The organism is Stenotrophomonas sp. 3diitr2024 (assembly GCF_042136455.1).
GTDB classification, from domain to species: domain Bacteria; phylum Pseudomonadota; class Gammaproteobacteria; order Xanthomonadales; family Xanthomonadaceae; genus Stenotrophomonas; species Stenotrophomonas sepilia.
This window is the reverse complement of record NZ_JBHHMJ010000314.1, coordinates 1-12225: the sequence shown is the minus strand read 5'-3', so window position 1 is coordinate 12225 and position 12225 is coordinate 1. Positions and strand designations below refer to the sequence as shown.

Sequence of the window (12225 nt, the reverse complement as noted above, 5' to 3'; positions counted from 1 at the left end):
CCGGCCGCTGGCCGGCAGATGCCCACCATGGAATCGTGAGGTTGCCGGCCAGCGGCCGGCACTACCAGACGATCAGGTCTGCTTGCGCCGGATCGGAATCGCCGAAACCGGCACTGAGGCCACGTCATGCCCGCCTTCGCGGATCGGTGCGCCCGGGTCCGGTGCCCAGGCATGGGCATAGATCACTTCCCAGCTGCTGGGCAGCTTGCCGTCGGCGCGCCGCATCGGTTCATACGCCGCTGCCGCCGCAGCGAAACGGCCACGCCCGGTCAGCGTGTGGCGGCGATCCACCCGCGCATTGGTCGCGCCCATCGCGCGCAGCTCGCGCATCAACGAGGGCAGGTCGTCGTAGGTCAGGGTGAACAGATCGCGGTCCAGCACCGGGTCGCGGAAGCCGGCCATCATCAGCGCATCGCCGAACTGGGCGATCTGCGCGAAGCGGCTCACGTGCGGGCGGTCATCGGCGGCCGCGAAGGCCTCGTTGAGTTCGATCAGGGTTTCCGGGCCGAAGGTGGAACACAGCAGCAGGCCACCGGGCTTGAGCACGCGACGGAAGCCTGCGAACACCGCCGGCAGGTCGTCCACCCACTGCAGGCACAGGTTGCTGAAGATCACGTCCACGCTGTTGTCGGCCAGCGGCAGCGCGGCGGCGTCGCCGCACAGGCGTTGGAACGGCTTCCACCAGCCGGCCTGGCGCTTGGCCTGGTCCAGCATCGGCAGTGCCACATCCAGCGCGATCACCTGCGCCTTCGGCCAACGCTTCTTCATCAACGCGCTGGCGTGGCCGGTACCCGCGCCGATGTCCAGCACCACCTCGGGCTTGCGTGCCTCCAGGTAGTCCAACGATTCGATCAGCCGCGACTGCACCTCGCGCTGCAGGGCGGCGGCAGCGTCGTAACTGGTGGCGGCACGCGCGAATGCGCGGCGGACATGGCGGGCATCGAAGTGGGACGGCATTGCGAAAGTCTCTTAGAACGTACCGGGGTATGCGCCGCCGTCGATCAGCAGGTTCTGCCCGGTGAGGTAACCGGTGTGTGCGCTGCACAGGAAGGCGCAGGCGGCGCCGAACTCGTCCGCTGTGCCGAAGCGGCCAGCGGGAATCTGCTGGCGGCGGCGTTCGGCCACTTCGCCGGCATCGCCGTCCTTGCCCGCAGTGTGGGCGAAGTTGGCGCGCAGGCGGTCGGTGTCGAACTGGCCGGGCAGCAGGTTGTTGATCGTGACGTTGTGCGCGACGGTGCGGCGCGACAGGCCGGCGACGAAACCGGTCAGGCCGCTGCGTGCACCGTTGGACAGCGCCAGGATGTCGATCGGCGCTTTCACCGCCGACGAGGTGATGTTGACGATGCGGCCGAAGCCACGCGCAATCATCGCGTCCACGGTGGCGCGGATCAGCGCGATCGGCGCCAGCATGTTGGCGTCGAGCGCGGCGATCCAGTCGTCGCGCTCGAAAGTGCGGAAGTCGCCTGGCGGCGGGCCACCGGCATTGGTGACCAGGATGTCCACCTGCGGGCACGCGGCCAGCGCCGCGGCAACACCGGCGTCGGTGGTGATGTCGGCGGCGACCGCGCGCACCTCAGCGGCACCGGGCAGTGCACGCAGCTCTTCGGCAGCGACCTGCAGTGCAGCCTCGCCACGGGCCACGATCACCACGTTGACGCCCTCGCGCACCAGCGCACGCGCGCAGCCCAGGCCCAAGCCCTTGCTTGCGCCGCAGACCAGTGCCCAGCGGCCGTTGATACCCAGATCCATGCGTCAATCCCGTGGAATGAGGAAGGCGCTCATTGTCCGCCATCGGCCGGTGACAGGCCGGCAACGAAGTGTTGCAGGGCGCTGGCCACCTCGTCGGCATGGCCGAGGAAGGGCGCGTGGCCGCCATGGGCGATGGTCAGCGCCTGCGCACCCGGGGCCAATGCCGCAGCGGCCTGCATCGCCGCCGGAGACACCAGCCGGTCGCGCTGGCCGGCGATCCACAGGCTGGGTTTACCCAGTGTTGGCAATGCGCCGCGCAGGTCGGTGCTTTCCAGCAGGCGCAGGCCTTCCAGCAGGGCCCGTTCGGTGGGCGCGCCGCGCTCAACCAGGCGTTGGCGCAGCGTGCGCAGCTCCTCGCGGGCGTGCGCCGAGCCCATCACATCCAGCGCCAGGAAGCGTTCCAGGGTGCCACCGAAATCGGTCGCCAGCTCGCGCCCGAACTGCTCGAACACCGCCGGCTCCACCGCATGCGGCCAGTCGTGGCCGCGCACGAAGCGCGGCGTGGCCGCGATCATCGCCAGCCCGCGCACTTTCGGAAGCGTTGCGGCGGCGTGCAGTGCGAACAGGCCGCCCAGTGACCAGCCGCACCACACCGCCGGCGGTGTGGCCGCGGCAATGGCGTTCACCACGAACGGCAGGCGCAACGGCGTGGTGTCTTCGCGGCTGTGGCCATGGCCCGGCAGATCAACCAGATGCAGGGTGAACCGGTCGGCCAGGCGCTGCACCAAGGGTGCGAACACACCGCCCTGCAGGGCCCAGCCATGGATCAGTACCAGGTCCGGCCCCTGGCCGGTGACGTCGATATGCATGGGAAAACGACAGCAGGCTCAGGCAAAGACAGGCAATGGCGGTGGCGCGGCGTCACGTACCGCCAGATCCACGCGATCGCGCGCGCTGGCGATCGCGGCCACCAGGCCACGCACCTGTTCCGGCGTGTGCAGGGCGGACAGGGTCACACGCAGGCGCGCCTTGCCTTCGGGCACCGTGGGCGGACGGATCGCGCCGACCAGCCAACCAGCCTGCTCCAGTGCCTTGGACATCGCCACGGCGCGGTGATCGTCACCACACAGCAGCGGTTGGATCGGCGTTTCCGAAGCCATCAGGTCCAGGCCATGGCGGCGTGCCTCGCTGCGGAACAGCGCGATCAGGTCGGTCAGTTTCGAGCGGCGCCAGTTGTCACGGCGTGCCAGGCGCACCGCTTCCAGTGCAGCGGCGGCCAGCGGTGGCGGCATCGCCGTGGTGTAGATGTAGGGGCGTGCGGTTTCAGCCAGGTGCTCGACCAGATCGTCGCGGCCCAGCACCAGCGCGCCGGAACCGCCCAGTGCCTTGCCCAGCGTGACCAGCTGCAGCGGCACATCGTCCACGCCCAGCCCGGCGGCGGCCACGGCACCACGGCCGTCACCGACCACGCCTACGCCGTGCGCATCGTCCACATAGAACAGCGCTTGCTGCAGGCGTGCCACAAGCGACAATGCACGCAGCGGTGCGATGTCGCCATCCATGCTGAAGACACCATCGGTGGCCAGCATCGCCGCGCCGTCGGGCGCGTGCTTGAGCTGGCGCATCGCGCCTTCGGCATCAAGGTGCGGATAACGGCGCAGGCGCGCACCGGCCAGCCGCGTCGCATCCAAGAGGCTGGCGTGGTTGAGCTTGTCCTGCACGCAGACATCACTCTCTTCGCTCAGCAGTGCCTGCTGCACGGCCAGGTTGGCGGCGAAGCCACTACCGAACAGCAGCGCGCGCGGGTAGCCCAGCCACTCCGCCACTTCGCGCTCCAGCGCGTCATGCAGGGCGTGGTGGCCGCAGACCAGATGCGATGCACCGGCGCCGGCGCCTTCGCGTGCAGCGGCATCCTGCAGCGCGTTGACCACGCTGAACTGCTGGGCCAGGCCCAGGTAATCATTGCTGCAGAAGCCGGTCAGCCACTGGCCGTCCACTTCCAGGCGGACGCCATCACGACGGTTGACCGTGCGCCGCGTGCGGCGACGGCCTTGGGCATCGCGCAGGGCGCGCTGGGCGTGGAGGCGGGCGGTCAGGTCGGGGCGGGCCATGGCGGCTGAATGCGGCGACGGGGCGGCTAGGGTAGCGCGTTGCCGCGACGCCTGCTTGTACCCCGTCTCAGGCCGCGTGAGCGCAGCCGCAGCCGGGCGCATCGGCGCTGATGTCGGCGTGCACTGTACCGCCGTGATCGTGGCCCTCGGCATCCACCTGCACCGCCATCGGTTGCAGTCCCAGCCGGGCAAACAGGGCCAGGTCGCGCTCACTCTCCGGGTTGCCGGTGGTCAGCAGCTTGTCGCCGTAGAAGATCGAATTGGCACCGGCCAGGAAGCACAGCGCCTGCAGTTCGTCACTCATGGCTTCGCGCCCGGCCGACAGCCGCACCATCGAGCGCGGCATGGCGATGCGTGCCACCGCGATCATGCGCACGAACTCGAACGGGTCCAGCTCGGCACTGCCATGCAGCGGGGTGCCCGCCACCTGCACCAGCCTGTTGATCGGCACCGAATCGGGATGCGCCGGCAGCGTGGCCAGCGCCAGCAGCAGGCCAACGCGCTGCGCGCGCGTCTCGCCCATGCCGACAATGCCGCCGCAGCAGGTCTTCAGGCCGGCCTCGCGCACGTGCTCCAGCGTGTCCAGGCGGTCCTGGTACTGGCGCGTGTGGATGATCGAATCGTAGTAGTCCGGTGCGGTGTCGAGGTTGTGGTTGTAGTAGTCCAGGCCGGCGTCCTTCAGCGCGCGTGCCTGTTCGCCACTGAGCATGCCCAGCGTGGCGCAGGTCTCCAGGCCCAGCGCCTTCACCCCGGCGATCATCGCCGCTACCTTCGGGATGTCGCGGTCCTTCGGTGATCGCCACGCGGCACCCATGCAGAAACGCGACGCACCGGCGGCCTTGGCCTGGCGGGCCTTGGCCAGCACCGCATCGTTGTCCATCAGCTTCTGCGCGTTCACCCCGGTGCTGTAGCGCTGCGCCTGAGGGCAGTACGCGCAGTCTTCCGGGCAGCCTCCGGTCTTCACCGACAGCAGCGTGGAGACCTGCACCTGCGCCGGGTCGAAGTGCTCACGGTGGACCGCCGCGGCGCGGAACAGCAGCTCGGGCAACGGCAGGTCGAACAGGGCCTGCAGTTCGTCGTGTTGCCAGTCGTGGCGGATGGCAGCAGCCATGGCGGACCTTGGGTACGAGTGGAGCGAGGGCGGCAGTGTGGGTGGGTGGGTGAGTGCTGTCAACCAGATTCTATATAGAAAAGTTTACATTGAGCGGCCGCCATGAATGGGCGCTACGGTGTAAGTTCATTGCTGCATACGGACGCGCGAGTACATGCCATGAACAGCTACCAGTCCTATCCGATCCGCCGCGACGCGGTGCTGTGCAGCCTGGCCGCACTTCCTGACGGCGGCCTGCGCGTGGTGCTGGATGATCTGCGTCAGGCCGATGCGCCGGGGCAGTGGAAGAATCACACCTTCGTAACCTTCAAGGACTACGCGGCGGGGGAGCTCGATCCGGCGATGCTGCCGAAGGAGGAACTTGAAGCATTCGGTCACTATGTCTTGGTTCGCTTGTTGGCGATAAACGGTTGCCTGCGTGATACGGACGAAGGTCCTGACAGCGATGTCCCTCTCACCGACCAGTAGCGGCAAAGCACCGCCGCGCTGACCGATGGAGGCATCGCCCGGATCGATGCGCAACTGCGTTTCCACTGCGATGGACAGTTCCGAACATCGCCTGCATCGTGGGGAACGCGATGTCGCTGGACCCGCAGCGCCACCCCGGCATTGCCGATGTCTTCTACGCCCAGCGTGTGCGCGAACGGGTTGCGCGCGGTGTACTGGAAGCGCGGGGTGAAAAAGCGCCGGTGGCGGGAGCGCCTGCCCGTCTGGCGGTGTGCGCATTGGGCAGGTTGTCGGGACGGCCCGTGTCCAGGCATTTCACCGCATCCTGCAAGGCCTTCGGCCACAGTAGCCGCTGTCCGCTCGCACCCGCCGCATCCAGGCTGTCCTGCATGACCGATCTCCATCGCCGCCGCGGCCGCATCACCGCGCTGGTCCTAAGCGAGGCCTGGCGCCGCCGTGCCGCGCTCTGGGGCGGTGCTGTGGCCGTAGCGCTGGTGGCCATCCTGTTTGCCAAGGCCAGCGACGCGGCCTTCCATCTGTTCCAGCGCATCACCGCGCACTCGCCGTGGTGGGCCCTGCTGCTCACGCCCGGCATCTTCGCGTTGCTGGCCTGGCTGACCGCGGGTGCGCTCAAACCCACCCGCGGCAGTGGCATTCCGCAGGTCATTGCCGCACTGGACAGGCCGGACGAGTCCTTCCGCAAGACCAACCTGTCGCCCGCGGTCTCGGCGGGCAAGCTGCTGCTGACCTCGCTGTCCCTGCTCGGTGGCGCGTCCGTTGGTCGCGAGGGCCCGACCGTGCATGTGGGCGCGAGCCTGATGTACCTGTTCGGCCGCTGGTTCGGCTTCAAGGACCCGCGCGAACTCTCGCACTTCCTGCTGGCCGGGGGCGCGGCCGGCATCGCGGCGGCGTTCAACACACCGCTGGCCGGCATCGTCTTCGCCATCGAGGAGCTCAGCGGCCGCTTCGAGCATCGCTTCTCCGGCACCCTGCTGACCGCAGTGATCGTCGGTGGCGTGGTCTCGCTGGGCCTGCTCGGCAACTACACCTACTTCGGCCATGTGAGTGCGCGCCTGCCGCTCGGCCAGGGCTGGCTGGCGATCCTGCTGTGCGGCGCAGTGGCCGGATTGCTGGGCGGATTGTTCGCGCGCGCGGTGTTGGCCAGTGCGGCGGGCCGCCCCCGTTGGCTCGGGCAACTGCGGCAGCGGCATCCCGTGTTGCTGGCCGCAGGCTGCGGGCTGGTGGTGGTGCTGCTGGCCCTGGCGTTCGGAGAAGGCGCATTCGGCACCGGCTACGAACAGGCGCGCAGCCTCGTGCAGGGGCAGGCGATGGTGGGCCACGAGTTCGGTCTGATGAAGCTGCTGGCGAATCTGGCGTCCTACGTGGCGGGCATCCCCGGCGGCCTGTTCTCGCCGGCGCTGGCGGTCGGTGCCGGTCTTGGGCATAACCTGGCGATGTTGATGCCGGGCGTGGATCCGCGTGCGTTCGTGCTGCTGGGCATGTGTGCCTACCTGACCGGCGTCACCCAGGCCCCGCTGACCTCGGCGGTGATCTCGCTGGAGCTGACCGACAGTGGTGATCTGCTCCTGCCGATCCTGGCCACGGTGCTGATCGCGCGCGGCGTTTCCGGGCTGGTGTGCCGCGTGCCGATCTACCGTGGGTTGGCGGAGCTGTTGATGGTGCCGAAAGCAGAGCCAGCTGACAGGCCTCACTGATTGCCTTGATCAACAGGACCAATCATCTCGGATCTTCACTCCTGTAGTGAAGCTGATTCCGCGCTGCACCGTCTACCCGATGCCGCGTGCGCCGCAGAAGATGCGTCCACGCCGGGGCTGCACCCGGACCCGCATCGAGAGCAACATGATCAACACTCGTATCCGCAGCCTGGCGGCTGCCGTCCTGGCCCTGGCCAGTTCCCCCGCGCTGGCGATGTCCGGCGCGCCCATGCTGCCCAGCGAGCGCAGCATCGGTACCCTCGAACCGGTGGCGCGTCTCGAGGGTGCCATGCCCACCAGCGTGGCGGTATCTGAAACCGGGCGCATCTTCGTCAACTTCCCGCGCTGGGGCGATGACGTGAGCTGCAGCGTGGCCGAATGGCGCGACGGCCGCGCCGTACCCTATCCGGATGCGCGCATCAACAGCGCGGACGGAGCCGACCCGGCTGCACACTTCATCAGCGTGCAGAGCGTGGTGGCCGATGGCCAGGGCCGGCTGTGGGTGTTGGACACTGCAGCGCCCGCATTCTCCGCACCGCAGGCCGGTGGCGCCAAGCTGGTGGCGATCGATCTGGCTACCAATACCGTGGCCAGGACACTGGTGTTCCCGGCCAACGTCATCGACGCGCGCACCTACGTCAACGATGTGCGCTTCGACTTCCGGGTCGGCCGCGAGGGCGTGGCCTACGTGACCGACTCGTCGCTGAGCGGTATCGGCGGCATCATCGTGATCGACCTCGCTACCGGTAGCGCCACCAAGCGCCTGATCGGGCATGTGTCCACGTCAGCCGACCCGACCTTCGTACCGATCGTGGAAGGGCAGCAGATGCGGCTGCGAAACGCGGATGGTTCGACGCAGCCGTTCACCGTGGCCGCCGATGGCATCGCCCTGTCGCCCGATGGCGCCACGCTGTTCTACACGCCCTTGTCCAGCCGTCATCTGTACAGCGTGCCGACCGCGCTGCTGCGCGATCCGAAGGTGAGTGAAGCGGAACTGGCGGCCGCGGTGGTCGACCACGGCGACAAGGGCGCCTCCGATGGCATGGAGATGGACGCCAACGGGCGGTTGTATGCCAGCGACTACGAGCACAACGCGATCCATGCCCGCGACGCGCAGGGGCGATGGACGACCGTGGTTCACGACCCGCGCATCCTGTGGCCGGATACGTTGTCGATGGGGCCGGACGGCTATCTGTACTTCACCGCCAACCAGCTGCACCGCCAAGCCGGATTCAATGGCGGCGTTGATCGGCGGCAGGCGCCGTACATGGTGTACCGCACGCGGGTGGATGCCGCGCCGGCGCCCACGAGATGAAGTGATCCGGTAGAGCGGTGAAAGTTCCTACGGCCCACTGGGAACACAGCCGATGGCATCGCGCCATCGAGGTGCTCACGCTGCAACGTATGCCTGCCTTTACCCCCGCCGCCTGGAGCCTGCAGGCCGTGCTTCGCCTGCTGCTGCCATTGCGCTGCCTGGTCTGTGACGACCCAGGCCATGATGGCCTTGACCTATGCCGCGCCTGCCTCGCCGAACTACCCTGGGCCGGCCGCGCCTGCCTGCGTTGCGCGCTGCCGCTGCCGGACGCCGCCCTGATCGTCTGCGGCAGCTGCCGCGAGGAAGCGCCACCGCAGACGGCCACCCATGCCAGCCTGTTGTACCTGCCGCCAGTGGACCAACTGTTGGTGCGCTACAAGTTCCATCAGGACCTGGCGGCTGGCCGCCTGCTGGCGCAGTTGATGCAGCGGGCACCGCCCGCCTGGTCATGCCCACCACTGGCGCCGGTACCCCTGCACCGCCGCCGCCTGCGCCAACGCGGCTACAACCAGGCCGCCGAGCTGTGCCGGCTGCTGCCGTTGCCGGTCTGGCATGGGCTGTACCGGCGGCGGCATACCGCACCGCAGTCCGAACGAACGGCCGAGCAACGCAGGGAAAACCTGTTCGATGCGTTCGATGTCGATGGGCCGGTGCCCACGCGCCTGACCGTGGTCGACGACGTGATGACTACCGGCAGCACGGTGGTGGAAATCGCCGAGACACTGCGCTGCACAGGCGCAGAAGAAGTGCGCGTGTGGGTCTGCGCGCGCGTGCCGTGATCGCTCTCTTCATCGCCGGGGGCTAGGATGAGGCCGGTACTGGACTGAAGGAGTAGCCATGAATTCCCCCTTGTCTCCCTTGTTGTCGGCGGTGGGTCGCAGCTGGTGGATCCTGCTGCTGTATGGGCTGGTTGCGCTGGGCTTCGGCATCATCGCCATCGGCTGGCCGCTGTCCGCCGCCATGGCATTGGCGTGGACGCTGGGCGTGATGGCCATCGTTGAAGGCGTCATCAGCCTGTTCGCACTGGTCAGCGGCGGCAGCGGCGCGTCGCGTGGCTGGCTGGCACTGTATGCCATCGCCTCGATGGGTTTCGGCATCCTGGCGGTCATCAATCCGCTGGCCACGGCCAGCGTGCTGGTGCTGTTCCTGGCGGCGTGGCTGCTGGTGGCAGGCATCTATCGCATCGTATTCGCGATCCGCGTGCGCAAGCAGATCCAGGGTGAGTGGCTGCTGATTCTCAGCGGCGTGCTGGCGGTGGTGCTGGGCCTGCTGTTCGCGGCCAACCCGTACGCGGGCGTGGCGGTGACCACGCTGTGGATCGGCATTGGCAGCCTGCTGTACGGCCTGCTGCAGGTGCTGGTGGCGTTCAAGCTGCGGAAGCTGAAGTGAGAACGGCGCTTGCGTTGTTGCTGGGCGCGGCACTGGCCATGGCCGGATGCACGCCAGGTGCCACGCCCGCGGTGCAGGCGGTCGAGGGACACGTACCGCGCGCGGGTGTGGATGTACGCCTGAGCGCGGTCGATGCGGACGGCAAGGGCAGGCAGGCGCAGTGGCAGGGCGAAACCCTGGCCCTGCACGAGCCACCGATCGCCGGCAGCGCCGACATTGCCGATGTGCGCTACGTGCTGGATCAGGACAAGCAACCTGGCCTGCAGATCCGCTTTCGACACGAAGCGCACCAGCGCATCCACGATGGCACCGAAGCACTGGTGGGCCAGCGAGCGGCGATCAGCGTGGATGGCCGCGTGTTGATGGTGGCGACGGTGCAGGGCCCGTTCGGGGAGTCGATGATGCTGAGCGGGCTGCCGAGCATCGCCGAGGCGCAGGCGTTGGCGAAGCACATCACCGGTCAGTGACGGGCGCGCCAACATCCCCGCGCTACGCGGAGGTCGACCAAGGTCGACCGCTACCGTGCGAACCGTGCCTCGATCTCCTCCAGTGACTTGCCCTTGGTCTCCGGCAGCCAGAATGCGGCTACCAGGAAAAATACGAAGGTGCAGGCCGCCCAGAACACGAACATGCTGGCGTAGCCGTAGTGGCCCACCGTGGGCAGGAAGATGGCGGCGATGGTGGTCGACACGAACTGGTTGATCAGCAGTGCGATGCTCATGCCGTTGGAGCGGATGCGGTTCGGCATCAGTTCCGACAGTGCCAGCCACACGCACACGCCGGGGCCGACCGCGAAGAACGCGACGAATACCAGGATGCAGGCGGCCACCGACCAGCCATGTGCAGGCGGCGGCACCGGGCCGATGCGGGCCTGTTCGACGCGCAGCGGCGCCTGCGCGGCACTGGCGGGGTCGGCGAACGGGTTCAGATGCAACTTGCGGAAGAATGCGCCGATCACGCTGTCTGGCTGTACGGTGCCGGTGCGGTCGATACGCAGTTCGCGATCAATCAGGTTGTCGCTGCGCACGGCGCGCACATTGGTGAAGTCGCCGTAGGCGTACGACACGGTCAGCTGCAGCGGCCGGCCCTCGCTGTCGATGCCAGCACCGAGGCGCTGCCACTGGGCTTCATCCAGCACCAGCTGCAGGCCATCGCCGTTGACCGCCGCCTGCAACTGCGGCTGCACATCAGCGCGACCGCGCTCGGCCTGGAAGAACAGCGTGGCCGCTGCCAGCAGGGCCACGCAGATACCACCGCTGCCGAGCATCAGCAGGAACTTGCGGCCCTTGCGGTCGACCAGCAGCAACGCGACCACGGTCATCACCGCATTGAGCAGCTTGATCGCCACGTCGGCGCCGTTGGCCACTGAACCGGACAGGCCGGCCTGGTTGAGGATGTTCACCGCGTAGGCCAGCACCGAGTTGATGCCGGTGGCCTGGGTGCAGGCCAGCACCACGCAGGCGAGCAGGAACGGCACCACGTAGCGGCGGCTGAGCAGCGGGTCGCGCTTGCTGTCGCTGCTGCTCGATTCCGGCGCCTGGATCTGCGCAAGGGTGGGCTCCACATCGGCAGCGGGCAGTACGCGCTGCAGGCTGCGGCGGGCTTCATCGATGCGGCCCCGGCGCACCAGCCAGCGTGGTGATTCGGACAGCCAGAAGATGCCGGCGCAGAACAGCAGGCCCGGCGCCAGGCAGGTCCAGAAGATGGTGCGCCAGGCGTGGTCCTTCACCGTGAACAGCTCCTGCGCCTGCTGTGCCAGCGGCAGCGAGCGCACGGTCTCGGCGGCGGCATCCACCGCATGTGCGTGGTACAGCCCGATCAGCGCGGCCAGCACCAGGCCGATGGTCAGCAGCAGCTGGAACATCGCCGCGCCGCGCCCGCGTCGCTCGGGGCTGAGCACTTCAGCCAGGTACAGCGGAATCACTACACCGATCAAACCGCCACTGATGCCCTGCAGCAGGCGGCCCAGCAGCAGCGGCGTGTAACCGGAGGCCAGTGCCATGATCGGAATCGAGGCGGTGAACAGCAGGCCGGCCAGCAGCATCGCGCCGCGGCGGCCGATCAGGTCGGCGATCATGCCGGCGAACAGCGAGGACAGCACGCTGCCCAGCAGTACCGCGGCCACCACGAAGCCGAGCTGCTGGCTGCTGAGCTGCCAGGCGTGGCTGGCGGTGGCTTCAAGATAGGGCAAGGCGCCGGCGATGATGCCGATGTCGATGCCGTACAGCAGTCCACCGAGGCCGCCGATGAAGAGCAGGTAACGTACGGGCCAGCGCGGAGCGGTGCTTGCAGTCATCGGCAGTTCCTGTGGTAGCGCCGGGCCAGGCCAGGCGGCGGTTCGTCGCAGAGTGCATTCTGTAGAGCCGAGCCATGCTCGGCTGCTTTCCGTTCCGATATCGAGGTTCCCCATGCCGCGCTTCGTGCGGTGAGCCGAGCATGGCTCGGCTC

At 68.2% G+C, this 12225-nt stretch carries 12 protein-coding genes; 6 read left to right on the top strand and 6 right to left on the bottom strand.

What is annotated here, in order from left to right; genetic code table 11:
* Nucleotides 1–72: 72 nt before the first annotated feature.
* From bioC to bioB, 5 genes are all read right to left on the bottom strand, one after another.
* The gene (gene bioC, locus ABGA94_RS07320) at nucleotides 73–957 is read right to left on the bottom strand and encodes a malonyl-ACP O-methyltransferase BioC (protein WP_005420131.1); all 885 of its coding nucleotides are present in this window, start codon (nucleotides 955–957) and stop codon (nucleotides 73–75) included.
* A 12-nt stretch (nucleotides 958–969) separates the two neighbouring features.
* A complete protein-coding gene (locus ABGA94_RS07315) occupies nucleotides 970–1749 on the bottom strand; it encodes an SDR family oxidoreductase (RefSeq protein WP_095378219.1) in 780 nt (259 codons plus the stop codon).
* 29 nt (nucleotides 1750–1778) lie between these two features.
* The gene (gene bioH, locus ABGA94_RS07310) at nucleotides 1779–2558 is read right to left on the bottom strand and encodes a pimeloyl-ACP methyl ester esterase BioH (protein WP_065177890.1); all 780 of its coding nucleotides are present in this window, start codon (nucleotides 2556–2558) and stop codon (nucleotides 1779–1781) included.
* 18 nt (nucleotides 2559–2576) lie between these two features.
* Nucleotides 2577–3800, bottom strand: coding sequence for an 8-amino-7-oxononanoate synthase (gene bioF / locus ABGA94_RS07305; RefSeq protein ID WP_069138788.1), 1224 nt, complete (start codon nucleotides 3798–3800; stop codon nucleotides 2577–2579).
* A gap of 67 nt (nucleotides 3801–3867) precedes the next feature.
* Nucleotides 3868–4911: a biotin synthase BioB gene (gene bioB, locus ABGA94_RS07300; RefSeq protein WP_134955862.1), complete on the bottom strand. Its 1044-nt coding sequence runs from the start codon at nucleotides 4909–4911 to the stop codon at nucleotides 3868–3870.
* A gap of 159 nt (nucleotides 4912–5070) precedes the next feature.
* Here bioB and ABGA94_RS07295 point away from each other — a divergent pair, with 159 nt between their 5' ends.
* From ABGA94_RS07295 to ABGA94_RS07270, 6 genes are all read left to right on the top strand, one after another.
* Nucleotides 5071–5379 carry a hypothetical protein gene (locus ABGA94_RS07295; protein WP_005420123.1) on the top strand — a complete coding sequence of 103 codons (309 nt, stop codon included), beginning with the start codon at nucleotides 5071–5073 and terminating at the stop codon, nucleotides 5377–5379.
* 368 nt (nucleotides 5380–5747) lie between these two features.
* A complete protein-coding gene (locus ABGA94_RS07290; RefSeq protein WP_375366856.1) occupies nucleotides 5748–7073 on the top strand; it encodes a chloride channel protein in 1326 nt (441 codons plus the stop codon).
* Between the two features lie 145 nt (nucleotides 7074–7218).
* The gene (locus ABGA94_RS07285; protein WP_134955864.1) at nucleotides 7219–8388 is read left to right on the top strand and encodes an L-dopachrome tautomerase-related protein; all 1170 of its coding nucleotides are present in this window, start codon (nucleotides 7219–7221) and stop codon (nucleotides 8386–8388) included.
* A gap of 89 nt (nucleotides 8389–8477) precedes the next feature.
* Nucleotides 8478–9167, top strand: a complete 690-nt coding sequence (locus tag ABGA94_RS07280; RefSeq protein ID WP_095378216.1) for a ComF family protein — start codon at nucleotides 8478–8480, stop codon at nucleotides 9165–9167.
* 58 nt (nucleotides 9168–9225) lie between these two features.
* A complete protein-coding gene (locus ABGA94_RS07275; protein WP_329845924.1) occupies nucleotides 9226–9777 on the top strand; it encodes an HdeD family acid-resistance protein in 552 nt (183 codons plus the stop codon).
* 38 nt (nucleotides 9778–9815) lie between these two features.
* The gene (locus ABGA94_RS07270; protein ID WP_138953555.1) at nucleotides 9816–10244 is read left to right on the top strand and encodes a hypothetical protein; all 429 of its coding nucleotides are present in this window, start codon (nucleotides 9816–9818) and stop codon (nucleotides 10242–10244) included.
* A gap of 50 nt (nucleotides 10245–10294) precedes the next feature.
* Here the strand turns inward: ABGA94_RS07270 and ABGA94_RS07265 are convergent, their stop codons facing one another.
* Nucleotides 10295–12073, bottom strand: coding sequence for an MFS transporter (locus tag ABGA94_RS07265; protein ID WP_329845923.1), 1779 nt, complete (start codon nucleotides 12071–12073; stop codon nucleotides 10295–10297).
* Nucleotides 12074–12225 lie beyond the last annotated feature (152 nt).